Below are 26,123 nucleotides of genomic sequence, written 5' to 3'. Positions count from 1 at the left end.
GCCGCGCCCCATGCTTTTCAGACATCAGGGGCGCGGGGAACTGCGCGACGAGCCCCCACCGGGCCGCAGCCGACGCACGACGAAAGGGCCCCCTCCATGCGGAGAGGGCCCCTTCAACAAACAAGGCTCAGCGCCAGCTGTGCGGCGCCCGGAACCCGGGCTCGCGCTCCAGGCGGCGCCACCCCGCGCGCAGGCGGCCCCGGTGGACCGGGACGGTCTCGGGCTGGGCGGCGGCGCGGGCCAGGAGCAGCGCGGTGATCGCGGCCACTTCCTCGGGCTCGGCGTGACCCTTCTCGACGCGAATATCAGGCAGCTTCATGGAAGTCAGTCTCCGTGGATGAGGTTTCCGCAGGGGTACCGCGAGGCAACCGACGGGTTACTGCGGCGGGTTGCCGTGCTTGCGGGACGGCAGGTCCGCGTGCTTGGTGTGGAGCATCGCGAGGGAGCGGATGAGGATCGCGCGGGTGTCCGCCGGGTCGATCACGTCGTCGACGAGGCCACGTTCGGCCGCGTAGTACGGGTGCATCAGCTCGGCCTTGTACTCCTTGACCATCCGGACCCGCATCGCCTCGGGGTCCTCGGCCTCGGCGATCTGCCGCCGGAAGATGACGTTGGCGGCACCTTCGGCGCCCATGACGGCGATCTCGTTGGTCGGCCACGCGTACGTGAGGTCGGCGCCGATGGACTGGCTGTCCATGACGATGTAGGCACCTCCGTACGCCTTGCGCAGGATCAGGGAGATCCGGGGCACGGTGGCGTTGCAGTACGCGTACAACAGCTTGGCGCCGTGGCGGATGATTCCGCCGTGCTCCTGGTCGACGCCCGGGAGGAACCCGGGGACATCCAGCAGCGTGATGATCGGGATATTAAAAGCATCACACATCTGGACAAAGCGCGCAGCTTTTTCGGATGCCTCGATGTCCAGGACGCCCGCGAGGGACTGCGGCTGGTTGGCGACGATGCCGACCACCTGGCCGTCGAGACGGCCCAGCGCGCAGATGATGTTGCGGGCCCAGCGCTCGTGGACCTCCAGGTAGTCGCCGTCGTCGACGATCTCCTCGATGACCTTGGTCATGTCGTACGGCCGGTTGCCGTCGGCCGGGACCAGGTCGAGCAGGACGTCGCTGCGGCGGTCGACCGGGTCGGAGGGCTCCACGCGCGGCGGGTTCTCGCGGTTGTTCTGCGGGAGCATCGACAGGAGGTAGCGCACCTCGGCGATGCACGTCTCCTCGTCGTCGTAGGCGAAGTGGGCCACGCCGGACGTCTCGGCGTGCACGTCCGCGCCGCCGAGGCCGTTCTGCGTGATCTCCTCGCCGGTGACCGCCTTGACGACGTCCGGACCGGTGATGAACATCTGGGACGTCTCGCGAACCATGAACACGAAGTCCGTGAGGGCCGGGCTGTAGGCCGCGCCGCCCGCGCAGGGGCCGAGCATCACGCTGATCTGCGGGATGACGCCGGAGGCCCGGGTGTTGCGCTGGAAGATGCCGCCGTAGCCGGCGAGCGCGGAGACGCCCTCCTGGATACGGGCGCCCGCGCCGTCGTTCAGCGAGACCAGCGGGGCACCGGCCGCGATGGCCATGTCCATGATCTTGTGGATCTTCGTGGCGTGGGCCTCGCCCAGCGCGCCGCCGAAGATGCGGAAGTCGTGGGCGTAGACGAAGACCGTGCGGCCCTCCACCGTGCCCCAGCCGGTGACGACACCGTCGGTGTACGGCTTCTTGGCCTCCAGACCGAATCCGGTGGCCCGGTGCCGACGCAGCTGCTCGACCTCGTTGAACGAGCCCGGGTCCAGCAGCAGCTCGATGCGCTCCCGGGAGGTCAGCTTGCCCTTGGCGTGCTGCGCCTCGGTCGCCTTCTCGCTCGGGCCGGCCAGAGCCTGGGCACGGATCTCGTGCAGTTCGGCCACTCGGCCGCGCGCGTCCGTCGGCTCACCCGGTGCCTCATCCAAAACGGTCATGTAGCGACCATACGAAGCCGAGCGAGCAAAGCGGTCCGTCGACTCCGTACAGTCTCCGGCGTGTTTTCCTGGTACCCCTGAACAGAACCTCGTCGGCATGCAGGCGAACCGACTGCTCAGGGGGTGTGGGGCTTGTAGGGGTCACACAAAGGCGCGGCGGGCGGGGCGGGCGAGAGTCAGGTCACAGGTGTGGGTGGCGCACGCCGTGCCGGGGGTGACACGGAGCCGTAGCCGGCCGGGTGCCGCCTCCCGCACCTCCACGCTCTCGTCCGTCCGGAGCACGGTGCCGACCGGGCCGCGCCACGTGATCTCCAACGGTCGGCCCGTGCGCGGCGGTTCGCTCACGCAGAGGGTGGCGGTCCTCCCCCGGCGGCGGAGCAGCACGCTCGCCCCGGCGGAGACGGTCAGCGGGCCCGCCGTGCCGGCCTGCCAGAAGTTGGCGGCGGTCAGGCCGAGCGACGGGACGTGGACGGCCTGGCACCGGCTGTCGTTGGCGAAGATCGACAACCAGCGGTGATCGGCGGACCGGGCCGCCACGGCATGCCGGGACGCCCCGGGCATGAGCAGATAGGCGTACGTGGCGTTCACCGGGTCGGTGCCGTGGTCCAGCCAGAGGGTCTGCCAGCGTCGGGTGCGGCGTTCCGAGGTACTGGTGGTGTTGATGTCGGACCAGGCGCCGGTACGGTCCTCGCGCAGGGTGCGCAGGTCCCCGCCCGGAGGGCCGGCGGGGAGGACCCAGCCTCCGTGCCCCTCCAGGTGGGCCCAGCGCCGGCCGCGCACGAGGGCCGGTGTCTGCGCTCTGTCGGCCCCGCCCAGGTTGCGGTTGTCGACCACCGTCTCCACCGGTACACCGTCCGTGCAGCTGATCCCCGCTCCCAGGCAGACGACGGCGTCCGCGACACAGAACCAGGACTTGCGGGCCCGGAGGGTGGAGCCGAGTCCCCGGAGGTGCTGGCCGATCGCCGCGTACTCGCCGTCGGTGGTGCCGCCGACCCATCGCACGTCGGGCTTCGGCGCGCCCCATTCGCCGCCCTCCCGGTCGGCGAGGCGCTTGGTGGAGACGGTGGTGCCGGGGAGCCGGTACCGGTCGACGGTGGGCCAGAACCAGTCCGTGTACTGGTCGCCGCGCCCGGCGGCCCACCAGAGGGTGAGGCCCGCGCCGGTGTGCCAGCCGCGCGGGTTCTCGCCGTTGCCGCACTCGTAGTGGGCGATGCGGTCGGAGGCCATGGCGATGTTCACCGCGAAGCCCGGACGGCGGTGGACGGCCCGGTCCATGGCGGGGAAGAGACGGTGGCCGACGGGTTCCGGGGCGGCGGCGACCGGGGACGCGGCGACGGCGTGCAGCCGGGCCAGGTCCGCGACGCCGAACTGTCTCGCGGTGAGGATCGGTGTGACCGTGTCACGGGCGATCCACCCCTTGATCCGCCCGTGCCACCGCTCGCGCTCGGCGGGGGTGGCACCGAGCGCGAGCAGGGCGACGGCGGCGATGATCCCCTGGCCGTGGAAGTGGTCGCTGCGCATGATGTGGCGGTCGTCGCCCTTGAGGTATCCCCGGCTGATGGCACGGCCGTTGACGCTGTCCATCACCAGCCCGTCATGGATCAGCGGTGCGTACGCCCGTTCGACGCTGTCGAGGACGATCCGGCGGTTCGGGTCGGTCACCTCCCAGGCCGACCCGGCCAGCAGCGCGAAGATCCTGCCGAGCCCGTCGAGCATGACCTGTCCGTACGTCCCCGAGTAGGCGACCCAGGTGTGCTGCACGAACGAGCCGTCGGCGTACAGCCCGTCCCCCCGGGTGACATGGGGGAAGACCGGCGAGAGGGCGTCCCGGGCCAGGGCGATCTTCTCGGGAGCGCGGCCCAGGACGCCGCGCAGGGCCACGGAGCGGCAGAGGTCGACGCGGTTGGCGCCGGTGGAGGTGCCGCCGTACTCGCGGAGCAGCGCGTCGGGGACGAAGTGGTCGATCACCGCGCAGGCGGCGGCCCGTCGGGCGGGCGTCAGTTCGTCGTACAGGGCGGCCACGATGTCCATCAGGAGGCGGGGGCTGCCGATCTGCCACTCCCACCAGTTGCCGTAGCGGGTGGTCGCGGGGTGGTACACCGTCGCGGTGAGGTGGTCGAGGCCGCGCAGGATGTCGGCGAGGAGGCCGGCGTCGCCGGTGGAGCCGGTGCCCGGCTGTACGTACGCCTGGGCCATCGTCCACAGGCGGCTGTAGCTCTGGGTGATTCCCGCCGGCGGGTCGAAGCGGTGGCCGGGCCAGAGGGAGTCGGGGGTGGGCGCCATGGCCGCGCGGAAGGCGTGGGCGAGGTCGCCGGTCTCGCGCAGCCGGGTGGCGTAGGGCTCGGCGGCGGGGTCGTATCCGGCGCCGAGCGCGATCGTGAGCCAGCGGCGGCGGAGGGTGTCGTACGCGTCGTCGGGGGCGAGCGGGTCGGCGGCGTGCGCGCTGGGGGGCGGCGCCGCCAGGGCCGCGGCGAGGAGCAGGACCGTACGGCGGGTGGGGGTCATGCCCATGCCGTCTATCACCTCGCGCGCCGGGGATCAACAATGAGTGACACGGCGATCACCGTGGCGATAAGGTTGAAGCTTGAACGGAATAGGTCTACGGTGGGGCTTGTTCAGTTCGTTGAACATTGAACGACATCACTCAAGGAGTCACGTCATGGGCATCTTCGGCCGCAACAACACCACCACCGAGACCGCCACCGCCACGGCGACCAGCTCCGCGGTGAACCCCGAGCTCGCCGCGCTGACCGGTGACTACACGATCGACGCGTCGCACACCACGATCGGCTTCACGGCCCGCCACGCCATGGTCACCAACGTCAAGGGCGGCTTCCTCGACTTCTCCGGCAGCCTGCACCTGGACGGCTCGGACCCGTCCCGGTCCACCGCCTCCATCGACGTCACGATGGAGAGCATCGACACCGGCAACGCCGACCGTGACGGTCACCTGAAGAGCGCGGACTTCTTCCGGACGGACGAGTTCCCGACGATGACCTTCCGCTCCACCGAGGCGGTCGCCCTCGGCGGCGACGACTACCGCATCACGGGTGACCTGTCGATCCTCGGCACGACCAAGCCGCTCACCATCGACCTGGAGTTCAACGGCGCGGCCAAGGACCCCTTCGGCAACGAGCGCGTCGGCTTCGAGGGCAAGGCGGAGATCCTGCGCTCCGAGTGGGGCCTCACCTGGAACGCGGCCCTGGAGACGGGTGGCGTGCTGGTGTCCGACAAGATCAAGCTGACCTTCGACATCTCGGCGATCCGGAACGCGGGCTGAGACCTCAGGTCCGATCGAGCGTGAGGACGGGGCGGACCGAGAAGTCGTCGTGGAGACCGTCGCCGTCCTCGCCGTACACGAACTCGACCAGGTCGGGGTGGGTGTGGGCGGTGGCCAGCGCCAGCCAGGCCAGCAGATTGCCGTACCCGCCGCAGACCGATTCGCCGCCGTCGCCACCGCGCACCTGAGTGGTGTCGCCGGTGAGTTCGACGGTGTAGGTGTCGTGGGCGATCCGCAGGCCGAAGGCGTTGGGCTCGTTGTGGGGGCCGGTGAGGTCTCCGTACGGGATGCGGTCGAGGGGGCAGTCGTCGCCCCACCGGAACAGGGTGCCGGCCCCGGCTCCGCAGGCGTGCTCCCACTCGTCGGAGGTGGGCATGCGCAGTCCGCGTTCCGCGAGGACGGCCGGCATGTCGGCGGGGGCTTCGGTCAGTTGCTCCGCCTCGACCGCCATGAGCACCGCGGGCAGAACGACGGTGCGGCGTGGGCTGAGCACCCGCGCGAGATGCTCCCGCAGGTCGGCGCCGTCTGCGAACCCCTGCTCCCGGCTGGCCGCGTAGTCGGCGGCCTGCTCGGCCGTCGGGCGCCATGCCTCCGCGTCGAAGCCGAGGGTCACCCGGCCGCCTGGTATCAGGGCGAACTCCTGCCCGTCCCACTCGATACGCGCCCGGTGCGACGGCCCTCCGAGATGCTCGACGGCCTCGACGCCCACCAGCCGGCCGCCCACCAGACCGGCGGCCGCACCGGCGACGCGCCGCGCGACGGCCGCTTCGAAGGACCGCCACTGCGCGAGGGTGAGGGCGGCGAGGGGGGTATCTCCGGAGAGGAAGGCCGCCCGGTCCGCAGCCGCACCGGAGGAGGCGGAGGCGTCGGGGGCACCGGGGATGTGAGGAGACATGGGAGGGAGTGTGGCACGGGGGTCCGACATCACCCACGGCCCTCGACAACGGCCGAGCTCAAGCGGGCTGACCTCATCCGCAGCGGCCGGTGGGGCTCGGCCGTCAGCCGACCGGGGCCGGAGCGCCGCTCCGCCCGTCGAACCGGTAGGCCGGCGCAGCCCGGTGGCCGTGCGTCATGCGGGGCGGTCCCCACGGCGCCCGCCACGTCGGACCCGGAGGCCACCGGTGCGCGGGCGGGGTGGGTGGTCAGCCAGGCGTCGAGGTGGCCGGCGTCGGGGAACGCGACGGCTTCCGTGCCCGCGGGAGTCATGCTCCGCACGGCACGGGTGAAGCAGGCCGGATCCTGGTCTAGAGGACCGGGTCGTCCAGTACCTGGTCGATCACCCGGCGCTGCCGTCCCTCCGGGTCGGGGCCGGAGAGGCCCGCCGTGGTCACCAGCGCCTTCCACAGGGCCCAGCCGCGGGCCCTGCGCCAGGTGTCGTCGGGGAGGCCGACCGCCTCTCGGAAGACCTTCCGTTCCTCGCCGGTGAAGTACGTCCAGGCCATGACGAGGTCGCAGGCGGGGTCGCCGACGCCGGAGGAGCCGAAGTCGATGACGGCCGAGAGGGCGCCGTTCCCGGCGAGGAGGTTCCCGACGGCGACATCGCCGTGGAACCACGTCGGCGCCGAGGGCCAGGCCGACGTCAGCGCGTCCGCCCAGACGGCCCGGCAGGCGGCGACGTCGACGACGTCCGCCAGCCGGTCCAGGGCCTGCTCGACCTCGTCGCCGTACACGCTGGGGTGGCACCCGCGGAAGTACGAGTGCCGCCCCGCCGCCGGACCCCGACCCGTCGGGGCCCCGCGCAGGTCACGCAGGAAGTCGCCGAGATCACGGGCCAGGCGCGTCCGGTCGATGTCCGGCGCCACCTCGACCGTGTCGCCCGGGAGCCATCGGCGCACCGACCACGCGTACGGGTATCCCGCACCCGGCGCGCCGAGCGCCACCGGTTCCGGCACGGGCAGTGGCACGTGCCGGGCCAGTTCGGGCAGGCAGCGGTCCTCCTTCGCCACGGCGGCCGCGTAGCCCTGCGCGCTCGGCAGCCGGACGGTCAGTTCCTCGCCCAGTCTGAAGGTGCGGTTGTCCCAGCCCTGCCGGTCGACGGGCCGGACGGGCAGCTCGCTCCAAGCCGGGAACTGCGCCGAGACCAGGGTGCGTACGAGGTGGGGGGTGATGTCGATCACCGGGTCAGTCTGCGCGCTCCCGCGGCGCACGCGCACCCGTTTTTCCACGCTCGCGGCGGAAAACCGCCGGGGGGACTGACTGGTTCTCGACTCTTGTGCGAGGGCTTTCGGCGTTCTCATAATCCTGCAACAGAAATTGACCTGGGCATGCCAGTAAGGACGCATTCTTGTCATTCGCTTGACATGCCCGCGTCATATCTGCGCTTTTCAGCCGTACGAGTCATCGCATGTCACCCCCCACGGAAGGCATCACGTTGAAGCGACTCATCACCGCCCTGAAGAGATGTGCGGTTGTCGGTGGCGCCGCCCTCGCCATCGCCAGCCTGCAGCCCGTGTCCGCGGCGACCGCGGCGCCGGCCCCGGTCGTCGGCGGAACGCGGGCCGCGCAGGGCGAGTTCCCCTTCATGGTCCGGTTGTCCATGGGCTGTGGCGGCGCGCTCTACACCCAGCAGATCGTGCTCACCGCCGCGCACTGTGTCGGCGCGACCGGCAACAACACCAGCATCACGGCCACGGCGGGCGTCGTGGACCTGCAGAGCACCAGCGGCCGCGTCCAGGTCCGCTCGACCAAGGTGTACCGGGCCCCCGGCTACAACGGCACGGGCAAGGACTGGGCCCTCATCAAGCTCGCCCAGCCGATCAACCTGCCCACGCTGAAGATCGCCACCACGACGCAGTACAACACCGGTGACTTCACCGTCGCCGGCTGGGGCGCGGCCGTCCAGGGCGGTGCCCAGCAGCGGTACATGCTGAAGGCCACGGTGCCGTTCATCAGCGACGCCACCTGCCGGTCCTACGGCGGTCTGTACAGCGGCCTCGTCCCGGCCGAGGAGATCTGCGCCGGGTTCGCCGCGGGCGGCGTCGACACCTGCCAGGGCGACTCCGGCGGCCCGATGTTCCGCCGGGACAACGCCGGTGCCTGGATCCAGGTCGGCATCGTCAGCTGGGGCGACGGCTGCGCCCAGCGCAACGCCCCCGGTGTCTACACCGAGGTGTCCACCTTCGCGTCCCAGATCGCGGCGGGTGCGGCCACCCTCTGAGCGGGGGTCCGCACCAGCTCTCGTACGACGTCCACGGGTCCGGCGGCTCCCCAGCGCCGGGCCCGTGCCCGTGTCCGCGCGCGTGGACCCCTGGGGCGGGCTCTCAGAAGCCTCCGCCGAAGTCCCCGCCGCCCCCGAAGTCGCCGCCTCCGCCGAAGTCCCCTCCGCCGAAGTCGCTCGTGTCGAAGTCGGCGCCCGAGACGTCGCCGCCGCCGTAGCCGGAGGCCGCGCCGAAGTCGCCGTAACCGGAGCCGTACATGGCCGCGTAGGACGGGGTGGCCATCATGCTGCCGAGCATCGTGCCCACGAGGAGACCGGGGAGGAGTGCGCCGCCGTAGTAGCCGCCCGCCCAGGGGCCGTAGGCGGGGCCCGCGTCCCAGTAGGGGCGGCGCCCGCCGGACACCGTGTCCACCTCGCGGATCATGGGGTCCCGGCCGTCGGAGAGGCGGGCCTGGTCGGCCGCGCAGACCGGGACCTCGCGTTCGGTGCCGACGCCCGGGGTCCACAGGACGTCCGCGACGGAGGGGCCGTGGCGGGGGTCGAAGAAACAGGGGGCCCGGCGTTCGGGGAGGGGCCGGCCCTCCCGGCGGGCGGCGAGCTGGGCGAGGGAGAAGCGGCCGTCCTCCAGGGTCCGGGTGACCGCGCGGACCTCTTCGGGCCGGGTGGCCGCCGCCATCAGGGACTTGGCCTGTTCGTACGCGTCCAGGGCCCGTTCGTAGTCGGCGCGCATCGCGTCGTCCGCGCCCGGTTCGGCGGGGTGGAAGTCCAGGCGGTCCAGTTCCTCGCCGAAGGCCGTGATGTCCTCGTCCACCACGACGGCGAGCCGGGCCAGCGCCTCGCGGCGTTCCTCCTCCTTGCGACGGCGGTTGCGGCGCACCAGCGCGTACGCGCCCGCGCCGCCCGCCGCCACGACCGCGCCCGCCACCGCCAGCGCGCCCGTGTCCACGCCCTCGTCGCCGCCGCTCCAGCTCGACGGGGCCGTGCCGCCGGGGTTGCTGCGCAGGGCGTCGTTCACGAAGTCGTTGAGCTGGGCCTTCGGGTCGTCGACGCCCTGGACCGCGGACACCAGGTTCGCCACGGCAGGCCGGCTCAGCACACTGCTGTCGGCGCGGGCGTCGAAGCGGTCGCCGAGGCGGACGGCGTACAGGCCGGTCACGCCGGTCTCGGTGCGGAGGTTGCGGAAGAGGTCCTGGGTCGGGTAGCCGGCCGGGAGCACCGCCACGAAGATCGGCTCGTCCGCGTCCTTGATCGTGTCGGCGAGGGCGTCGGCGTCCGCCCGGGAGAGCAGGTCGGAGGCGGCCGGGTCGACGTAGACGGGGCTCTCGCGCAGCGCCGTGGCCACGGTGGAGAGATCGGTGGCCGCGTGTGCGCCGGGCGCGGCGACGGTCAGCACCGCCAGGGCCGCGAACGTCATCGCGGCGAGCGGCATCATGAGGAGGCGGAACAGACGTCGAACCGGTGCGCCTTTCATACCTTCGAAGCTACCTCGGTCCGCGGGCGAACGGACGGTCCGCGTGCGTGACCTGCTGATCCCGGGAGCGACCTGACGTCCCGGGCGGCGCCCCGACGATCCCGTTCGCGGCGTCCGGTCTCCGTCCGTGCACGGGCGATCCCCGTTCGTGACCTGATGGGAGCCGACCGTCCACTGGGGCGGGCGCCCCGATGCCTGTACAACCGTTCGAAACGAGTGCGGTGCACGCACTCCGGGTGACGGAGCACGGGGGCGGGCGGAATGCTGCGGAGAGTTCTCGCGGTGGTGGGCGCGGTGGGCGGGGCGGTGCTGTTGAGCGGCTGCGGACCCGAGGTCCTGCCGCTGGCCGGCGTGACGGTGGGCGGCGACGGGTCACCGCGGGTGCTGGTCCGGCCGTGCGGTGACGCCACCTACACGGCGCCGGCGCTCGCGGCCTGGTCCGGCTCCCGGGAGGACGAGCCCGGCGAGGACGAGACGGACACGACGGTCTGGGAGAGGGACGGCGAGTGGTCGGGGGACGCGGAGTTCCCTCTCTTCTCACCGCCGGCCGCGTGGGACGCCGAGCCCCGGGGCGAGCAGCGGCTGCTGGCGGGCCACACCTACGAGTTCGCCTTCCACGCCCATACCGACGACCAGGTCAACGGTGCCGTCACCTTCACCGGCGCCGACCTCGCGAAGCTGAAGCCGGGGCGGGTGTGGGCCGACGAGCGGGTCATGAGCGCGAAGGAGTTCGAGGAGCGCACCGAGAGGGCCTGCTGAGGGCGCCGGCGGCCTTCCGGGTGGCGGCCCCGACGGCACCTCGGGCGATGGCCCGGACGGACTTCGCCGCGTCCGTCCGGGCCCGCCGGTTCGTCAGTCCGCCCAGGCCGTCAGTCCGCCCAGTACGTCACTCCGCCAGGTCCGTCACTCCGCCGGCTCCACACCCGCCCGCAGCAGCCCGTACGTGTACGCGTCCTCCAGCGCCTGCCACGACGCGGCGATCACGTTGTCGGCGACGCCGACCGTGGACCACTCGCCCGTGCCGTCCGTCGTGGAGATGAGGACGCGGGTCGTGGAGTTGGTGCCGTGCTTGCCCTCCAGGATGCGGACCTTGTAGTCGACCAGCTCCAGCTTGGCGAGCTGCGGGTAGATCTTCTCCAGGGCGACCCGCAGGGCACGGTCGAGGGCGTTGACGGGTCCGTTGCCCTCGGCCGTGGCGACGATGCGCTCGCTCCTGGACCACAGCTTGACGGTGGCCTCGTTGGCGTGGCTGCCGTCGGGGCGGTCCTCGACGATGGCCCGCCAGGACTCGGTGCGGAAGTACCGCTGCGGCTTGCCCGCGACCTCGTCGCGCAGCAGGATCTCGAAGCTCGCGTCGGCGGCCTCGTACGTGTAGCCCTTGAGTTCGCGCTCCTTGACCCGCTCGACGACGCGGCCCACCAGCTCGCGGTCGTCGCCGAGGTCGACGCCCAGCTCCTTGCCCTTGAGCTCGATGGAGGCCCGGCCTGCCATGTCGGAGACGAGCATCCGCATGGTGTTGCCGACCTGCTCGGGGTCGATGTGCTGGTACAGGTCCGGGTCGACCTTGATCGCGGAGGCGTGCAGGCCCGCCTTGTGCGCGAAGGCGGAGACACCGACGTACGGCTGGTGGGTGGAGGGGGTGAGGTTGACGACCTCGGCGATCGCGTGCGAGATCCGCGTCATCTCCCGCAGGGCGCCCTCGGGGAGGACCTTCTTGCCGTACTTCAGCTCCAGCGCGGCGACGACCGGGAAGAGGTTGGAGTTGCCGACGCGCTCGCCGTAGCCGTTGGCGGTGCACTGGACGTGGGTCGCGCCGGCGTCGACGGCGGCCAGGGTGTTGGCGACCGCGCAGCCGGTGTCGTCCTGGGCGTGGATGCCGAGGCGGGCGCCCGTGTCGGCGAGCACGGTGGCGACGACGGCCTGGACCTGCGCCGGCAGCATGCCGCCGTTGGTGTCGCAGAGGATCACGACGTCGGCGCCCGCTTCGGCGGCGGTGCGGACGACGGCCTTGGCGTACTCGGGGTTGGCGCGGTAGCCGTCGAAGAAGTGCTCGCAGTCGACGAAGACCCGGCGTCCCTGGGCGCGGAGGTGGGCGACGGTGTCGCGGACCATCTCCAGGTTCTCGTCGAGGGTGGTGCGCAGGGCGAGTTCCACATGACGGTCGTGGGACTTCGCGACCAGGGTGATCACCGGGGCGCCGGAGTCGAGCAGGGCCTTGACCTGCGGGTCCGCGCTCGCCTTCCCGCCCGCGCGGCGGGTGGCGCCGAACGCGACCAGCTGGGCGTGCTTGAAGTCGATCTCCTTCTGCGCGCGGGCGAAGAACTCGGTGTCGCGCGGGTTCGCGCCGGGCCAGCCGCCCTCGATGAAGCCGACGCCGAAGTCGTCCAGGTGCCGTGCGATGGCCAGCTTGTCCGCGACCGTGAGGTTGATGCCCTCACGCTGGGCGCCGTCGCGCAGGGTGGTGTCGAAGACGTGGAACGAGTCGTCGAGCTCGCTGGTGTCCGTCATGGTCTCAAGGCTCCTGTGTCGGATCTCGGTCGTACCGGAATGACCGGCTCCACCGTCCTCCTATGATCCCTCGCGCTGCGCTCCCGGCTGAAGGTGGGCCAGAAATGCGAAAAACCCCTCGCGGGTGCGAGAGGTCTGCGCGCGGGTCGAGAACGACGGTGTCCGCCCGTACCTGGTCGTACGTGGCGGTCACTGCGGACCGGCGCGCCTGCTGCCAATAATCATGGCGAACGAGAGCACGGGGGCAGTCTGGCACAGACCGGTCCCGTGCTCACCGTCCGTCTCAGGATGCGAACAGCGTGCTGATCACCTGCCGGTCCCTCGGGTGGGCCCGGTCGGGCTCAGCCCAGGGACTCGTCGAGGAACTCCCGCACGTGCGCCAGGATCCGGGCGCGGTCGGTCCCGCGCAGTCCGATGGCCACATGGATGGAGAAGCCGTCGAGCAGGGCCCGCAGCCGGGCGGCGAACCGGTCGGGGTCGACCGAGCGGAACTCCCCCTTCGACACGCCCTCCGCGAGGAGGGCCACCAGGTCGCGGTGCCAGGCGCCCTCGATGGCGGCCTGGCGGTCGCGGGCGTCGTCGTCGGCGTTCTGCGAGCGGTTCCAGACCTCCAGCCAGAGGGTCCAGTGGGGGTCGCGGTGACCGTCGGGCACGTACAGGTCGACGTACGCCGCCAGCCGCTCGCGGGCGGTGCCCGTGCCGGTGAGCAGCCGGGCGCGCTCCGCGCCGAGCTTGCCCTCGCTCCACTCCAGGGTCCGCAGCAGCAGCTCGTCCTTGGAGCGGAAGTAGTAGAGGAGGTGGCCGCTGCTCATGCCGACCTCCCGGCCGAGCGCCGCCATGGTGAGCTTCTCCAGGCCACGCTCGGCGATCATTCCCATGGCGGCCCCGAGCACGTCCTCGCGGGGCGGGGCGGTGTTGCGGCGACGGGCGCCGTCCGGGCGGCCGTGCGCGGCCGGGGGCGGTGAGGGCGACTGTGGCGTGGTCATCGGTACGTTTCTACCGGACGCCGGTCCTCGGCTGCTGCTGGGTGACGCAGTGGATGCCTCCGCCGCCCGCGAAGAGCGTGCGGGCGTCGACGAGCGTGACCGTCCGCTCCGGGAACAGCCGGCGGAAGATCCCGGCGGCGGTCGCGTCGCGCGGATCGTCGAAACCGCACAGGACGACTCCGCCGTTGCAGAGGTAGTGGTTGATGTAGGAGTAGTCCGCCCAACGGCCGTCGGCCTCCAGCACGGTCGGCGCCGGAACCTCCACCACCTCCAGGCGCCGCCCCTGCGCGTCGGTCGCGGCCCGGAGCAGGCCGATGATCTCCCGGGTGATCTCGTGGTCGGGGTGGGCGGGGTCCGGCTGGGAGTGGGCGACGACCACGCCGGGGCGCGCGAAGGCCGCCACGATGTCGACATGGCCGAGCGTGCCGAAGCCGTCCGGCGGGTAGTCGCCGGTGAGGCCGCGCGGCAGCCAGATCGCCCTGCTGGTGCCGAGGTGGGCGTGGATCTCCGCCTCGGCCTCCTCCCGGGTCCAACCGGGGTTGCGCTCCGGGCCGAGCTGCACGGTCTCCGTCAGCAGGACGGTCCCCTCGCCGTCGACGTGGATCGCCCCGCCCTCGTTGACGAGCTTCGAGGCGTACGTCCGCGCGCCCGCGAGGTCCGCCACCTGCCCCGCGATCTCGGCGTCGTGCTCCCAGCGGGCCCAGGGCTGGGCGCCCCAGCCGTTGAACCGCCAGTCGACGGCGGCGAGTCGCCGCCCGTCCGTGAGGAAGGTCGGCCCGATGTCCCGCATCCAGGCGTCGTCCAGCGGGCGTTCGACCGTGTCGACGTCCTCGCCGAGCAGCGCACGCGCCTGCCGCGACTGCCCCGGCCCGCACACCACCGTCACGGGTTCGAAGCGGCGGACGGCACGGGCGACCGACGCCCAGGCGAGGCGGGCCGCCGCGAGACCGGCCGGATCGTCGAAGGTCGGGTTCGGTCCCGGCCACGCCATCCAGGTGCGCTCGTGCGGAGCCCACTCGGGCGGCATGCGGAAACCGTCGGCGGCGGGTGTGGTCATGGGGGCGGGTGTGGTCATGGGTTCGGCTCCTCAGAGGAAGTACAGGCGGTTGAGGGAGACCGACTCGGCGGGCCCGGAGCGCAGCGGTTCTCCGTCGAGGGTGACCAGCCCGGTGCGCTGGTCCACGTCGACCGCTCCGGTCCGGGAGTTGAGGCGCAGGTCGGCCGGGCCGATCCCGCGCGTGCCGTGCACGGCGACCCTGCGGCGCCGGGTCGGCATCGAGTCGCCCCCCTGGTCGAGGGCGGCCCGTGCGACGAAGGCCACGGAGAGGTCGGCCGGGGTGGCGCCGTGCGCCCCGAACTGCGGCCCGAGCACCAGGGGTTCGCAGGTGTCGGTGGCCGCGTTCGGGTCGCCGACGACGCCGTACGCCGGGAAGCCGGACTTGAGCACCAGCTGCGGCTTGGCCCCGAAGTACTCCGGCCGCCACAGCACGAGGTCCGCCAGCTTGCCGACCTCGATCGAGCCGATCTCGTGCGCGAGGCCGTGGGCGATGGCGGGGTTGACGGTCAGCTTGGCGATGTAGCGCAGGACGCGCTCGTTGTCGTGGCCGTCGTCCGGGGCGCCCCGCTCGGCCTTCATCTTCCCGGCCATCGCGAAGGTCCGGCGGACGGTCTCCCCCGCGCGGCCCATCCCCTGGGCGTCGGAGGAGGTGATACCGATCGCGCCCAGGTCGTGCAGGACGTCCTCGGCGCCCATCGTCCCGGCGCGGATGCGGTCGCGGGCCAGGGCCGCGTCGCCGGGCAGCTCCGTCTTGAGGCCGTGGACGGCGACGATCATCCCGTAGTGCTCGGCGACGGCGTCGCGGCCGAAGGGGAGGGTGGGGTTGGTGGAGGAGCCGATGACGTTCGGGACCCCGGCCATCTTCAGGACGTTCGGCACATGCCCGCCGCCGCAGCCCTCGATGTGGAAGGCGTGGACCGTACGGCCCTCCAGCACGCGCAGGGTGTCCTCGACCGTCAGGCACTCGTTCAGGCCGTCGCTGTGCAGGGCGACCTGGACGTCGTGCTCCTCGGCGACGCGCAACGCCGTGTCCAGCGCCCGGGTGTGGGCGCCCATGTCCTCGTGCACCTTGAAACCGCAGGCCCCGCCCTCGGCGAGCGCCTCCACCAGCGGGGCGTCGCCGGAGGAGGAACCCCGGCCGAGGAACCCGATGTTGACCGGCCAGGCGTCGAACGCGTTGAACGCGTGGCGCAGCGCCCAGGGCGAGTTGACCCCGACGCCCCAGACCGGCCCGAACTCCTGGCCGATGATCGTCGTCACGCCGGAGGCGAGCGACGCCTCCATGATCCGCGGCGAGAGCAGATGGACATGGGTGTCGACGGCACCGGCGGTGGCGATCAGCCCTTCGCCGGACACGATGGACGTGCCCGTGCCGACGATCACCTCGACCCCGTCGAGGGTGTCGGGGTTCCCGGCCCTGCCGATCGCGCTGATCCGGCCCTCCCGGATGCCGATCGACACCTTGCGGATGCCCTGCACCGCGTCGATCACCACGACGTTGCTGATCACGACGTCGCAGGTCTCCCGGACGGCGGCCGCCTTGAGGTGCAGCCCGTCCCGCGCGGTCTTCCCGAAGCCGGCGAGGAACTCGTCGCCGTAGCGCTGGGAGTCCGACTCGACCCGGATCACGAGCCCCGAGTCGCCGAGCCGGATCCGGTCGCCCGCGCGGGGGCCGTACGTGGCGGCGTACGCGTACGGATCGACGCTCATCGGTCCGCCCCCAGGTATCCGCAGGCGGCGGCCCGGTGCAGGGCCTCCTCCCTGGCGCCCGGCGCGTCGAGCTCCCCGTCGACGAGACCGGCGAACCCGATCGCGACCCGGTCACCCCCGATCGGCACGAGCCCGACCTCGACCCGCTCCCCCGGTCCGAACCGCACCGAGGACCCGGCGGGGACCGCGAGCCGCATCCCGTACGCCACCGCCCGAGGGAAGTCGAGCCGCGGGTTGGCCTCGAAGAAGTGGAAGTGGGAGGTGACCGAGACGGGCACGCCCGCGGTGTTGGTGACCGTCAGCCGCACCACGGCCCGGGGGTCGGAGTGCGCCGCGCCCGGCAGGAGCGCGCCGGGGCCGGGGTCCCCCGGTGCGCCGCCGATCGGGTCGGGGACCACGGCGAGCCGCGACCCGTCCTCGAACACCGCTTCGACGTGCACCTCCCTGACGATGTCCGCGACACCCGGCAGCACGTCGTCGGGGCCGAGCAGCCCCCGCGCCCGGTCGATCGCCTCGGCGAGCCGCAGCCCGTCCCGCGCCGCCTCGCACACGGCGTCGGCGACGAGCGCGGTCGTCTCGGGCACGTTCAGCCGCAGGCCGCGCGCACGACGGGCCCGGGCCAGCTCGGCGGCGCCGAAGAGGAGCAGGCGGTCGCGTTCGGTGGGGGTCAGTCGCATGCGGGGGCACCTCCGTGCGCCTCGTATTTAGAGCGCCACTCTAAACACGAAACGCAAGGAAGGGGAAGCCCGTCCGGAGAAGCGAACAGCTCCGAGGGCCCTATCGTTAGATTGGTGCTCTAATTCTTCTGGGAAGCGCCGTACACCGTCCGCGGCTCCCGGACCTCCTCGTCCTCGGTGAGCGCGCCCGAGGTCAGGGCCCCACCCAGGAGCGCGGTGAGCGAGACCGCCGCGACGGCGGCGAGGACGGCCCGGCGCCGGGGCCTGGGCGGACGCGGGCGCGCCGTGCGCGCGGCCGGGATCTCCTCGGTGATCGCCTCCGGGACCACTCCGGTGGCCGCCTCCGCCGCCTCGTCCGGGCCGCACGCGATACGGCGTCGCGCGTCCGTCCACGCCTCGGCCTCGTCCCCGCGCAGTCCGCAGGCCGCGACGAACGCGGCGACCGGTTCCTCGCGCGGCAGACGTTCCCGGCCGAGCATGGTCGCCGCCGTGGAATGGGGCAGGACGTGCCCCGCTTCGGCCGCACGGCGCTCCAGCCGGCGGTAGCTCAGACCGGACCATGCCTTGAGGCGACGGAGGGCCGCGACGAAGGCGGCGGGGTCGGTGTCGGGCGGTTTGGGAGGTGCGGTGGTCATCGGGTTCCCCCTCGTTGAGCTGGACATACACGGACTCGTACAAGCTCGAACACCCCCACAGCTTGAGGAGGCGGGAGATCGGCGGTCAACCTCGGTGCGCATCGCCCCGCCTCGAGACCACCGGGAGGTCACCATGGGTCCGCCCCGCCGTCCATCTCAGCCCCGCAGCAGGGCCAGGAGTGCCGCGCTGTTCGCGGCCGCACTGGCGCTCGGCGTGCTCGCTCCCCTGCCCGTCGGCGGTCCGACGGCCGACGCCGGGCCGCCGCCCGGCGGGGACGCGTCGATCGCCGGCTTCGTCCACCGCACGCTGCCGCGGGACGGCGGCGGCACCGTTCTCGCCGCGCACGGCGACGAACTGGCGTACTGCGCGGGCTTCGGCACGGCGGACCGCGCGGCCGGTGTCGCGGCGAGCTGCCGCACGGTCTACGACGTCATGTCGATGACCAAGCAGTTCACGGCGGCCGCGATCCTGAAGCTGGAGGTGCTGGGCCGGCTGCGGGTGACCGACCGGATCGACCGGCACCTGGGGCCGGTTCCGGAGGACAAGCGCGGGATCACGGTCGAGCACCTGCTCACCCACACCTCCGGCCTCGTCGAGGGGCTCGGCGACGACTACGCCCCCGTCTCCCGCGAGGAGCTGGTGCGCGGGGCGCTGGCCTCGAAGCTCCGCTCCACGCCGGGAACGACATTCCACTACTCCAACACCGGCTACAGCCTGCTCGCCGCGATCGTGGAGAAGGCGTCGGGAGAGGGCTACGAGGCGTTCCTGGCCCGGCATCTGTTCGCGCCGGCCGGGATGAAGCGGACCGGGTACGTGCTGCCCCGGTGGCCGCGGCGGCTGGTCGCGGTGGAGTACGACGACCGGGGGCGGAGCAGGGGCAGGCCCTTCGACCATCCCTGGGCCGCCGACGGACCGTACTGGAACCTGCGCGGCAACGGCGGGATGCTCTCGACCGCCGAGGACGTGTTCCGCTGGCACCGCGCGCTGCTGGGCGAGGAGGTCCTGCCGGCGCGGGCCCGGGACAAGCTGTTCGAGCCGCGCGTCCGGGAGCCCGGCTCGGACAGTTCGTACGGCTACGGCTGGAGCGTACGGGAGACTCCGGACGGCCCGTTCGCCTGGCACGACGGCGGCAACGACTGGTCCCTGGGCCTCCTCGGCCGTTCCCCCGCCGACGGCGTCCTCGTCTTCTGGATCAGCAACCAGGCGTCCCGGGAGGGCGCGTGGAACCTGGAGGACGTGGCGCAGGAGCTGACCCTGGGGCTGGTGGAACGGGTGCGTGCGGAGGGGGCGTGAGGACCGCCGACCGCGGAGAGAGTCCGTGGCCCGCCCCCGGCGGAGATGCCCGGGGGCGGGCCACGGGAACGCGGGGCCGGGCCGGCGGCCGGGCAGGGGCCGGGCCGCTCGGCCGTGGCGTGCTCAGCCCAGCTCGTGCATCCAGCCGTGCTTGTCCTCCACCGTGCCGCGCTGGATGTTCAGCAGCGCCTCGCGGAGCTTGAGGGTGACGGGGCCGGGCTCGCCGGCGGACTGCTGCCAGGTGGCGCCGGTGCGCTTGACCGTGCCGACGGGGGTGATGACGGCGGCCGTCCCGCAGGCGAAGACCTCGGTGAGGGCGCCGCTCTCGGAGTCGGCCTGCCACTGCTCGATGGAGATCCGGCGCTCCTCGGCGCCGTACCCGAGGTCGGCGGCGACGGTGAGGAGCGAGTCGCGGGTGACGCCCTCCAGGATCGATCCGGTGAGGGTGGGCGTGACGATGCGGTCCCCGTACACGAAGTACAGGTTCATGCCGCCCAGCTCCTCGACCCACTTGCGCTCGACGGCGTCGAGGTAGCAGACCTGGGCGCAGCCCTCGGCGGCGGCCTCGGCCTGGGCGAGCAGGGAGGCCGCGTAGTTTCCGCCGGTCTTGGCGTCGCCCATGCCGCCGGGGACGGCGCGGACATGGTCCTCGGAGACCCAGATGGAGACGGGCCGCACACCGCCGGGGAAGTAGGCACCGGCCGGGGAGGCGATGACCAGGAAGAGGTACTCGTTGGCGGGCTTGACGCCCAGGCCGACCTCGGTGGCGATCATGAAGGGGCGCAGGTAGAGGGACTCCTCGCCGCCGTGGGCCGGGACCCATGCCTGGTCCTGCCGCACCAGCGCGTCACAGGCCTCGATGAACGTCTCGACCGGCAGTTCCGGCATCCCGAGCCGCCGGGCGGAGGAGCGGAAGCGCTGGGCGTTCTTCTCCGGCCGGAAGGTGGCGACGGATCCGTCCGGCTGCCGGTAGGCCTTCAGCCCCTCGAAGATCTCCTGCGCGTAGTGCAGGACCATGGTGGCCGGGTCGAGGGAGAGCGGCGCGTACGGAACGAGCTGGCCGTCGTGCCAGCCGCGGCCCTCGGTCCACTTGATGACGACCATGTGGTCGGTGAAGTGGCGGCCGAAGCCGGGGTCGGCCAGGATCGCCTCGCGCTGCGCATCGGAGAGTGGCGAGGCCGAGGGCTTGAGCTCGATCGTGGGCGTCGTCATGAGTGGTTGTCCTTCACCGGTTGTGTGTGACGGGCCGCGCTCACGTCCGCACTGCCGGCGGCGAGTGCTTGGACGTCCGAGCATTGCCTCATTCGGCGGCTCCGCGTTCGATTATCGCAAGCGGAGTCGGCGGAAGAAAACGGCGTGAATGCGACCCAGGGATGATGGTGACACCCGGCGGGACCATGGGGAAGCCATACGGAAGCCGCCGGGTGCTGGTGCGACCCGGCGGCTTCGAAAGAACTTCGAGTGGCGCGGCGGGTCAGCCGGCTACTCGTACGGCGAGGGCGTCGCCGATCTCGTCCGTCGAACGGGCGGGCTTGCCGACGCGCTCCGCGAGGTCGGCGGAGACGGCCTCCTCGATCGCTGTTGCCTCGGCCTCGTAGCCGACGTGGCGCAGGAGCAGGGCGACGGACAGGACCGTGGCGGACGGGTCGGCCTTGCCCTGGCCGGCGATGTCCGGGGCCGAGCCGTGCACGGGCTCGAACATGGACGGGAACTCACCCGACGGGTTGATGTTGCCGGAGGCCGCGACGCCGATGCCGCCGGAGACGGCCGCGGCGAGGTCGGTGATGATGTCGCCGAAGAGGTTGTCGGTGACGATCACGTCGAAGCGGGCGGGGTCGGTGACGAGGTAGATCGTCGCCGCGTCCACGTGGATGTAGTCGGTGGTGACCTCGGGGAACTCCGCGGCCACCTTGTTGAAGATGTTCGTCCACAGGTGACCGGCGAAGGTCAGCACGTTGTTCTTGTGGACGAGGGTGAGCTTCTTGCGCGGGCGGGCCTGGGCACGGGCGAACGCGTCACGGACCACACGCTCGACGCCGAAGGCCGTGTTCACGGAGACCTCGGTGGCGACCTCGTGCTCGGTGCCCTTGCGGATCGTGCCGCCGTTGCCCGTGTACGGGCCCTCGGTACCCTCGCGGACCACCACGAAGTCGATCTCGGGCTGGCCTGCGAGCGGGGTGGCGACGCCGGGAAGCAGCTTCGACGGGCGCAGGTTCACGTGGTGGTCGAAGGCGAAGCGGAGCTTGAGCAGGAAGCCGCGCTCCAGGACACCGGAGGGGACGCTCGGGTCGCCGATCGCGCCCAGCAGGATCGCGTCGTGCTGCTTCAGCGCGTCGAGGTCGGCCTCGGTGAGGGTCTCACCGGTGGCGTGGTAGCGCTGGGCGCCGAAGTCGTACTCCTTGGTCTCCAGCTTCACATCCTGCGGGAGCACGGCGGAGAGGACCTTGAGCCCCTGGGCCACGACTTCCCTGCCGATGCCGTCACCGGGGATCACTGCGAGATTGAGGCTGCGAGACATGACGGCACCGTACTCCTTGTCCCAGGGGATGACATGGGGTGTCCGCGATGCGGACGTGCGAGGGGGGCGGCCGGAGGGTGACGGTGCCCACACGTCACCCCGCGTTCACCCGTACGGGGGGCGGGTGTTGGGATTCGCTGGGAACTTCGTCCCCATGGATATACCCGACTTCGGCATCCCGCCGCAGCTCGCGCGCCGGATGAGCATGGCCGAGCAGCACGAGTACCTGCGGACGAGGCTGACGCGGCGCCGCACGCTGGTGACGGCGGGCTCGCTGGCGGCGGGCGGGCTACTGACCGGCTGCGGCGGCTCCGGTTCGCCGGCCTCGACGCCGTCGACGACCCCCGCCGCGTCGCCCGCCACCTCCCGGGCCCCCGGCTCGGCCGTCGTCCCCTTCGGCCGCCATCTGGCCTTCGGCGGCGACCCCAGGAGTCAGATGCGGATCTCCTGGCAGGTGCCGTTCGCGGTGCGGAAGCCGTACGTGCGGGTGGGCACGAGGCCCGAGGAGCTGAGCCGGAAGATCGACGCCGAGGTCCGCGCCCTGCACACGCCGGGGGTCGAGGGCGTCCGCCTGGGGCTGGAGCAGTACTACCTGCACGCGGCCCTGGACGGCCTGCGCCCCGGCACCACGTACTACTACGGCGTCGGCCACGAGGGCTTCGACCCGGCCGGCCCGGCCCACCGCTCGACGATCGGCACCTTCCGCACGGCACCCGCCGCGCCGGAGAAGTTCGTGTTCACCGCGTTCGGCGACCAGGGCGTCGGCAAGGCGGCGGCCGCCAACGACCACCTGATCATCCGCCAGAAGCCCGCCTTCCACCTGCACGCGGGCGACATCTGCTACGCGAACGGCAACGGCAAGGGGGTGGAGTCGGACGGCTACGACCCCGGGTTCTGGGACCTGTTCCTCAAGCAGAACGAGCCGGTGGCCCGGTCCGTGCCGTGGATGGTGACGACCGGCAACCACGACATGGAGGCCTGGTACTCACCGGACGGCTACGGCGGCCAGCTCGCCCGCTGGTCCCTCCCGGACACCGGCTTCGACCCGCGCACCGCTCCGGGGGTGTACGCGTTCACCTACGGCAACGTCGCCTTCGTGGCGCTGGACGCGAACGACGTGTCGTACGAGATCCCCGCCAACCTCGGCTACACCGGCGGCCGGCAGACCGCGTGGCTGGACCGGAAGCTGGGTGAGCTGCGGGCGGCGAAGGACGTGGACTTCGTCGTCGTCTTCTTCCACCACTGCGCCTACTCTACGTCCTCGCACGCCTCCGACGGCGGGATCCGGGAGAGCTGGCTGCCGCTGTTCGCCACACACCAGGTCGACCTGGTGATCAACGGCCACAACCACGTCTACGAGCGGACCGACGCCGTCAAGGGAGGCGAGGTCGGCAGGGCGGTGCCGATCGGTGCGTCGACCGACCCGACCCGGGACGGCATCGTGTACGTCACGGCGGGCGGCGGCGGGCGTGATCTGTACGGCTTCCCGTCCGGCGTGAAGGAGAGCTACGAGGGGCACGTCACCCGTCACGACGCCGTGGAGACCTTCGCATGGACGAAGTCGCGCAGGTCGAAGGCGGAGACGGTGGAGTGGTCGCGGGTGCGCTACCGGGGCTTCTCGCTGCTCTCGGTGGAGGCGGAGAGCGGCGCGCGGCCCGCCCTGAAGGTGTCGGCACTGGCCCAGGACGGTCAACGGATCGACCACTTCGAGGTGCGGCGCGGCACGTGAGCCGTCCGCTCACGGCCGCACCGCACCCCGGCACGGGTGCGGCTCCCGGCACGGGGGTGGGCTCAGTGCCCGGTCGAACCGCCGTTGTCCCTGCGGTCCAGGGCGCGCTGGAGGGCGGCGGCGGCGTTCTTGCGGTCGGACTCGGTGGTCCGGGAAACGTGGCGGACTCGGCGGCGGACGGTCGTCTCGGCCATGGGGAATCGACTCCTTCGAGGCAATCCGGAGTTCGGAAACGGGCGGTGTACGAGACGCCGGAAGGGGCGGGGAGCGGGGCCGCAGGGGTTGCCTGCCTAGGGCTCCGGCTCACGACCGCCATTCGCTGGATCGAGCGAGACGTTCGGCTCCTACAAAGCTAGGCGAGGTCGGCGCATCTGTCTCCACAGTTAGTCGGACTTCCTACTATCTGAGACGGTGGATTGGGTCACACGCCGTTGACCTGGCCTTTTCACTTCCGTCACACGGCGACGCCCCCGGTCCCGGGTCACGGGATCGGGGGCGTCGGACGAGGGCCGGGCCGGGCGTCCGGGTCAGCCCATGTGCGGGTACGTGTAGTCAGTCGGCGGGACCAGGGTCTCCTTGATGGCGCGGGTCAGGGTCCAGCGCATCAGGTTCTGCGGGGCGCCGGCCTTGTCGTTGGTGCCGGAGGCGCGGCCGCCGCCGAAGGGCTGCTGGCCGACGACGGCGCCGGTGGACTTGTCGTTGATGTAGAAGTTGCCGGCCGCGTAGCGCAGCTTCTCCATCGTGTACGCGGCGGCGGCGCGGTCCCCCGAGATCACCGAGCCCGTCAGGGCGTAGGCGGACACCGACTCCATCTGGGTCAGCATCTCCTCGTACCGGTCGTCCTCGTAGACGTGCACGGCGAGGAACGGGCCGAAGTACTCGGTGGTGAAGACCTCGTTGGCCGGGTCGGTGCACTCGACGACCGTCGGGCGCACGAAGTACCCGACGGAGTCGTCGTAGGAGCCGCCCGCGACGATCGTGCAGGCCGGGTCGGCCTCGGCGCGGTCGATGGCGGCCTTGTTCTTGGCGAAGGAGCGTTCGTCGATGACGGCGCCGATGAAGTGGGACAGGTCGGTGACGTCGCCCATGGTCAGGGACTCGACCTCGGCCGCGAACTCCTCCTTGAAGCCGGAGTTCCAGATCGACGCCGGGATGTACGCCCGCGAGGTCGCGCTGCACTTCTGGCCCTGGTACTCGAAGGCGCCCCGGGTGAGGGCGGTCCTGAGGATCGCGCGGTCGGCGGACGGGTGGGCGACCACGAAGTCCTTGCCGCCGGTCTCGCCGACCAGCCGCGGGTAGGAGCGGTACTTCTCGATGTTCGCGCCGACCGTCTTCCACAGGTACTGGAAGGTCTTGGTCGAGCCGGTGAAGTGGATGCCCGCGAGGTCGGGGTGGGCGAGGGCGACCTCGGAGACCGCGATGCCGTCGCCGGTGACGAGGTTGATGACGCCCTTGGGCAGGCCCGCCTCCTCCAGCAGCCGCATGAGCAGCACGGCGGCGTGCGTCTGGGTGGGGCTCGGCTTCCAGACGACGACATTGCCCATGAGCGCCGGGGCGGTCGGCAGGTTGCCCGCGATGGCGGTGAAGTTGAAGGGGGTGATCGCGTAGACGAAGCCTTCGAGCGGGCGGTGGTCGAGCCGGTTCCAGACGCCCGGGGAGTTGGCCGGGGGCTGCTCGGCGAGCAGGTCACGGGCGTACTTGACGTTGAAGCGCCAGAAGTCGACCAGCTCGCAGGGACAGTCGATCTCGGCCTGCTGGGCCGTCTTCGACTGGCCGAGCATGGTGGAGGCGGCCAGCGTCTCGCGCCACGGGCCGGCGAGCAGCTCGGCGGCGCGCAGGATGATCGCGGCGCGGTCGTCGAAGGACATCGCGCGCCAGGCGGGCGCGGCGGCGAGGGCCGCGTCGACGGCGTCCTGTGCGTCCTGTGCGGTGGCGTTGCCGTAGGTGCCGAGGCGGGCCTTGTGGTTGTGCGGCTGGACGACGTCGAAGCGGTCGCCGCCGCCCATCCGCTTCTCGCCGCCGATGGTCATCGGCAGGTCGACCGGGTTCTCGGCCAGCTCCTTCAGCTTGACCTCCAGCCGGGCCCGTTCGGGTGAGCCGGGGGCGTAGCCGTGCACCGGCTCGTTGACGGGGGCGGGGACCTGGGTCACAGCGTCCATGGGTTCCGTAACTCCTTATTGAGCGGTGTGTGGCGAGCCGTCGTGCGGGGCTCAGCCCTTGCTGACCATCGAGCGGACGAAGAAGCGCAGGTTCGCCGGCTTCTCCGCGAGGCGCCGCATGAAGTACCCGTACCAGTCGGTGCCGTAGGCGGTGTAGACGCGCATCCGGTGTCCCTCGGCGGCGAGCCGGAGATGCTCGTCGCCGCGGATGCCGTACAGCATCTGGAACTCGTACTCGTCGAGCTTGCGTCCGGCGCGGTGGGCGAGTTCCTGGGCGATGGAGATCAGCCGTGGGTCGTGGGACCCGATCATCGGGTACCCCGTCCCCTCCATGAGGATCTTCAGGACGCGTACGTACGCCTTGTCGATCTCGGCCTTCTGCTGGAAGGCGACCTCGGCGGGCTCCTTGTAGGCGCCCTTCACCAGCCGCACCCGGCTGCCGTTCGCGGCGAGGCGGCGGGCGTCGGCCTCGGTGCGGAAGAGGTAGGCCTGGATGACGCAGCCGGTCCGCGGGAAGTCCCGGCGCAGCTCGTCGTGGATGGCGAACATCGAGTCGAGGGTGGTGTGGTCCTCGGCGTCGAGGGTGACCGTCGTCCCGATCGCGGCGGCGGCCTCGACGACCGGCCGGACGTTGGCGAGGGCCAGCTCGTGGCCGCCGTCGAGCGCCTGGCCGAAGAGGGAGAGCTTCACGGACATCTCGGCGCGCTCGCCGAGCTCCAGCTCCTTCAACCGGTCGATCAGCTCCAGATAGGCGTCGCGCGCGGCGGCCGCCTGCTCCGGACGGGTGATGTCCTCGCCGACGACGTCCAGCGTCACGTCGAGGCCCTTGCCGGAGAGGTCCCGGACGACCGGGACGATGTCGTCGACCCGCTCTCCGGGGATGAAGCGGTCGACGACCTGCTTGGTCACGGGCGCCGCGGAGACCAGGCGTCGAATCCGGTCGCTGCGCGACGCGGCGAGAATCACGGGACCCAGCACGGGG

22 protein-coding genes are annotated in these 26,123 nt (G+C 71.9%); 5 read left to right on the top strand and 17 right to left on the bottom strand.

Features of this window, described 5'->3' with window-relative positions:
• Positions 1 to 127: 127 nt before the first annotated feature.
• The 3 genes from ACFU5F_RS20455 to ACFU5F_RS20445 all read right to left on the bottom strand — a co-directional run bounded on the left by ACFU5F_RS20455 (position 128) and on the right by ACFU5F_RS20445 (position 4,471).
• Positions 128 to 319: an acyl-CoA carboxylase epsilon subunit gene (locus ACFU5F_RS20455; RefSeq protein ID WP_383889030.1), complete on the bottom strand. Its 192-nt coding sequence runs from the start codon at positions 317 to 319 to the stop codon at positions 128 to 130.
• Between the two features lie 57 nt (positions 320 to 376).
• Complete coding sequence (locus ACFU5F_RS20450; protein ID WP_383889027.1) at positions 377 to 1,960, bottom strand: acyl-CoA carboxylase subunit beta; 1,584 nt, start codon at positions 1,958 to 1,960, stop codon at positions 377 to 379.
• 141 nt (positions 1,961 to 2,101) lie between these two features.
• On the bottom strand, positions 2,102 to 4,471 hold the full coding sequence (locus ACFU5F_RS20445; RefSeq protein WP_383889025.1) for a polysaccharide lyase 8 family protein: 2,370 nt from the start codon (positions 4,469 to 4,471) through the stop codon (positions 2,102 to 2,104).
• Between the two features lie 148 nt (positions 4,472 to 4,619).
• Between ACFU5F_RS20445 and ACFU5F_RS20440 the strand changes: the two genes are divergently transcribed.
• On the top strand, positions 4,620 to 5,240 hold the full coding sequence (locus ACFU5F_RS20440; RefSeq protein WP_383889023.1) for a YceI family protein: 621 nt from the start codon (positions 4,620 to 4,622) through the stop codon (positions 5,238 to 5,240).
• Positions 5,241 to 5,244: 4 nt separating this feature from the next.
• Here the strand turns inward: ACFU5F_RS20440 and ACFU5F_RS20435 are convergent, their stop codons facing one another.
• Both ACFU5F_RS20435 and ACFU5F_RS20430 read right to left on the bottom strand, forming a co-directional pair.
• Positions 5,245 to 6,135: a hypothetical protein gene (locus tag ACFU5F_RS20435; protein WP_383889021.1), complete on the bottom strand. Its 891-nt coding sequence runs from the start codon at positions 6,133 to 6,135 to the stop codon at positions 5,245 to 5,247.
• A 349-nt stretch (positions 6,136 to 6,484) separates the two neighbouring features.
• Positions 6,485 to 7,357, bottom strand: coding sequence for an aminoglycoside phosphotransferase family protein (locus ACFU5F_RS20430; RefSeq protein ID WP_383889019.1), 873 nt, complete (start codon positions 7,355 to 7,357; stop codon positions 6,485 to 6,487).
• A 254-nt stretch (positions 7,358 to 7,611) separates the two neighbouring features.
• On the opposite strand from ACFU5F_RS20430, the gene ACFU5F_RS20425 reads away from it, so the two are divergent.
• Positions 7,612 to 8,397: a S1 family peptidase gene (locus ACFU5F_RS20425; RefSeq protein WP_383889038.1), complete on the top strand. Its 786-nt coding sequence runs from the start codon at positions 7,612 to 7,614 to the stop codon at positions 8,395 to 8,397.
• 103 nt (positions 8,398 to 8,500) lie between these two features.
• Here the strand turns inward: ACFU5F_RS20425 and ACFU5F_RS20420 are convergent, their stop codons facing one another.
• On the bottom strand, positions 8,501 to 9,868 hold the full coding sequence (locus tag ACFU5F_RS20420; RefSeq protein WP_383889017.1) for a hypothetical protein: 1,368 nt from the start codon (positions 9,866 to 9,868) through the stop codon (positions 8,501 to 8,503).
• Between the two features lie 261 nt (positions 9,869 to 10,129).
• Between ACFU5F_RS20420 and ACFU5F_RS20415 the strand changes: the two genes are divergently transcribed.
• Positions 10,130 to 10,627, top strand: coding sequence for a hypothetical protein (locus tag ACFU5F_RS20415; protein WP_383889014.1), 498 nt, complete (start codon positions 10,130 to 10,132; stop codon positions 10,625 to 10,627).
• Positions 10,628 to 10,771: 144 nt separating this feature from the next.
• Here ACFU5F_RS20415 and cimA read toward each other — a convergent pair whose 3' ends face one another.
• The 6 genes from cimA to ACFU5F_RS20385 form a co-directional block, all read right to left on the bottom strand.
• Positions 10,772 to 12,376 carry a citramalate synthase gene (cimA, locus tag ACFU5F_RS20410; RefSeq protein ID WP_383889011.1) on the bottom strand — a complete coding sequence of 535 codons (1,605 nt, stop codon included), beginning with the start codon at positions 12,374 to 12,376 and terminating at the stop codon, positions 10,772 to 10,774.
• 341 nt (positions 12,377 to 12,717) lie between these two features.
• A complete protein-coding gene (locus ACFU5F_RS20405; protein ID WP_383889008.1) occupies positions 12,718 to 13,362 on the bottom strand; it encodes a TetR/AcrR family transcriptional regulator in 645 nt (214 codons plus the stop codon).
• 10 nt (positions 13,363 to 13,372) lie between these two features.
• Positions 13,373 to 14,419: an agmatine/peptidylarginine deiminase gene (locus ACFU5F_RS20400; protein ID WP_383889036.1), complete on the bottom strand. Its 1,047-nt coding sequence runs from the start codon at positions 14,417 to 14,419 to the stop codon at positions 13,373 to 13,375.
• Positions 14,420 to 14,449: 30 nt separating this feature from the next.
• Positions 14,450 to 16,129, bottom strand: coding sequence for an urease subunit alpha (locus ACFU5F_RS20395; protein ID WP_383889006.1), 1,680 nt, complete (start codon positions 16,127 to 16,129; stop codon positions 14,450 to 14,452).
• A complete protein-coding gene (ureA, locus tag ACFU5F_RS20390; RefSeq protein ID WP_383889003.1) occupies positions 16,126 to 16,806 on the bottom strand; it encodes an urease subunit gamma in 681 nt (226 codons plus the stop codon). The genes ACFU5F_RS20395 and ureA overlap by 4 nt, the downstream gene beginning before the upstream one ends.
• A gap of 119 nt (positions 16,807 to 16,925) precedes the next feature.
• Entirely contained in the window at positions 16,926 to 17,441 is a 516-nt protein-coding gene (locus ACFU5F_RS20385; protein ID WP_383889000.1) for a hypothetical protein, read from the bottom strand.
• A 133-nt stretch (positions 17,442 to 17,574) separates the two neighbouring features.
• Here ACFU5F_RS20385 and ACFU5F_RS20380 point away from each other — a divergent pair, with 133 nt between their 5' ends.
• Positions 17,575 to 18,735, top strand: a complete 1,161-nt coding sequence (locus ACFU5F_RS20380; RefSeq protein ID WP_383888997.1) for a serine hydrolase domain-containing protein — start codon at positions 17,575 to 17,577, stop codon at positions 18,733 to 18,735.
• Between the two features lie 123 nt (positions 18,736 to 18,858).
• On the opposite strand, the gene ACFU5F_RS20375 is transcribed toward ACFU5F_RS20380, so the two are convergent.
• Both ACFU5F_RS20375 and ACFU5F_RS20370 read right to left on the bottom strand, forming a co-directional pair.
• Positions 18,859 to 19,947 carry a branched-chain amino acid aminotransferase gene (locus ACFU5F_RS20375; RefSeq protein WP_383888994.1) on the bottom strand — a complete coding sequence of 363 codons (1,089 nt, stop codon included), beginning with the start codon at positions 19,945 to 19,947 and terminating at the stop codon, positions 18,859 to 18,861.
• Between the two features lie 262 nt (positions 19,948 to 20,209).
• Positions 20,210 to 21,253 (bottom strand): 3-isopropylmalate dehydrogenase, encoded by a 1,044-nt coding sequence (locus ACFU5F_RS20370; RefSeq protein ID WP_383888991.1) that lies wholly within the window; start codon positions 21,251 to 21,253, stop codon positions 20,210 to 20,212.
• 154 nt (positions 21,254 to 21,407) lie between these two features.
• Between ACFU5F_RS20370 and ACFU5F_RS20365 the strand changes: the two genes are divergently transcribed.
• On the top strand, positions 21,408 to 22,982 hold the full coding sequence (locus ACFU5F_RS20365; RefSeq protein ID WP_383888988.1) for a purple acid phosphatase family protein: 1,575 nt from the start codon (positions 21,408 to 21,410) through the stop codon (positions 22,980 to 22,982).
• A gap of 62 nt (positions 22,983 to 23,044) precedes the next feature.
• On the opposite strand, the gene ACFU5F_RS20360 is transcribed toward ACFU5F_RS20365, so the two are convergent.
• The 3 genes from ACFU5F_RS20360 to ACFU5F_RS20350 all read right to left on the bottom strand — a co-directional run bounded on the left by ACFU5F_RS20360 (position 23,045) and on the right by ACFU5F_RS20350 (position 26,119).
• Positions 23,045 to 23,176, bottom strand: coding sequence for a hypothetical protein (locus ACFU5F_RS20360; protein WP_005479955.1), 132 nt, complete (start codon positions 23,174 to 23,176; stop codon positions 23,045 to 23,047).
• Between the two features lie 333 nt (positions 23,177 to 23,509).
• Positions 23,510 to 25,141 carry an L-glutamate gamma-semialdehyde dehydrogenase gene (pruA, locus tag ACFU5F_RS20355; protein WP_383888985.1) on the bottom strand — a complete coding sequence of 544 codons (1,632 nt, stop codon included), beginning with the start codon at positions 25,139 to 25,141 and terminating at the stop codon, positions 23,510 to 23,512.
• A gap of 51 nt (positions 25,142 to 25,192) precedes the next feature.
• Positions 25,193 to 26,119, bottom strand: a complete 927-nt coding sequence (locus tag ACFU5F_RS20350) for a proline dehydrogenase family protein (RefSeq protein WP_383888982.1) — start codon at positions 26,117 to 26,119, stop codon at positions 25,193 to 25,195.
• Positions 26,120 to 26,123: the final 4 nt, after the last annotated feature.

Source organism: Streptomyces sp. NPDC057438 (assembly GCF_042802995.1).
In the GTDB taxonomy this organism is placed as follows: Bacteria; Actinomycetota; Actinomycetes; order Streptomycetales; family Streptomycetaceae; genus Streptomyces.
The sequence above is the reverse complement of the archived record's forward strand: the minus strand, read 5'-3'. Positions and strand labels throughout refer to the sequence as shown.

Coding starts and splice junctions, on each gene's coding strand:
- ACFU5F_RS20455 (WP_383889030.1), bottom strand. CDS start 319: ATGAAGCTGCCTGATATTCGCGTCGAGAAGGGTCACGCCGAGCCCGAG.
- ACFU5F_RS20450 (WP_383889027.1), bottom strand. CDS start 1,960: ATGACCGTTTTGGATGAGGCACCGGGTGAGCCGACGGACGCGCGCGGC.
- ACFU5F_RS20445 (WP_383889025.1), bottom strand. CDS start 4,471: ATGGGCATGACCCCCACCCGCCGTACGGTCCTGCTCCTCGCCGCGGCC.
- ACFU5F_RS20440 (WP_383889023.1), top strand. CDS start 4,620: ATGGGCATCTTCGGCCGCAACAACACCACCACCGAGACCGCCACCGCC.
- ACFU5F_RS20435 (WP_383889021.1), bottom strand. CDS start 6,135: ATGTCTCCTCACATCCCCGGTGCCCCCGACGCCTCCGCCTCCTCCGGT.
- ACFU5F_RS20420 (WP_383889017.1), bottom strand. CDS start 9,868: ATGAAAGGCGCACCGGTTCGACGTCTGTTCCGCCTCCTCATGATGCCG.
- ACFU5F_RS20415 (WP_383889014.1), top strand. CDS start 10,130: ATGCTGCGGAGAGTTCTCGCGGTGGTGGGCGCGGTGGGCGGGGCGGTG.
- cimA (WP_383889011.1), bottom strand. CDS start 12,376: ATGACGGACACCAGCGAGCTCGACGACTCGTTCCACGTCTTCGACACC.
- ACFU5F_RS20405 (WP_383889008.1), bottom strand. CDS start 13,362: ATGACCACGCCACAGTCGCCCTCACCGCCCCCGGCCGCGCACGGCCGC.
- ACFU5F_RS20400 (WP_383889036.1), bottom strand. CDS start 14,419: ATGACCACACCCGCCGCCGACGGTTTCCGCATGCCGCCCGAGTGGGCT.
- ACFU5F_RS20395 (WP_383889006.1), bottom strand. CDS start 16,129: ATGAGCGTCGATCCGTACGCGTACGCCGCCACGTACGGCCCCCGCGCG.
- ureA (WP_383889003.1), bottom strand. CDS start 16,806: ATGCGACTGACCCCCACCGAACGCGACCGCCTGCTCCTCTTCGGCGCC.
- ACFU5F_RS20385 (WP_383889000.1), bottom strand. CDS start 17,441: ATGACCACCGCACCTCCCAAACCGCCCGACACCGACCCCGCCGCCTTC.
- ACFU5F_RS20380 (WP_383888997.1), top strand. CDS start 17,575: ATGGGTCCGCCCCGCCGTCCATCTCAGCCCCGCAGCAGGGCCAGGAGT.
- ACFU5F_RS20375 (WP_383888994.1), bottom strand. CDS start 19,947: ATGACGACGCCCACGATCGAGCTCAAGCCCTCGGCCTCGCCACTCTCC.
- ACFU5F_RS20370 (WP_383888991.1), bottom strand. CDS start 21,253: ATGTCTCGCAGCCTCAATCTCGCAGTGATCCCCGGTGACGGCATCGGC.
- ACFU5F_RS20365 (WP_383888988.1), top strand. CDS start 21,408: ATGGATATACCCGACTTCGGCATCCCGCCGCAGCTCGCGCGCCGGATG.
- ACFU5F_RS20360 (WP_005479955.1), bottom strand. CDS start 23,176: ATGGCCGAGACGACCGTCCGCCGCCGAGTCCGCCACGTTTCCCGGACC.
- pruA (WP_383888985.1), bottom strand. CDS start 25,141: ATGGACGCTGTGACCCAGGTCCCCGCCCCCGTCAACGAGCCGGTGCAC.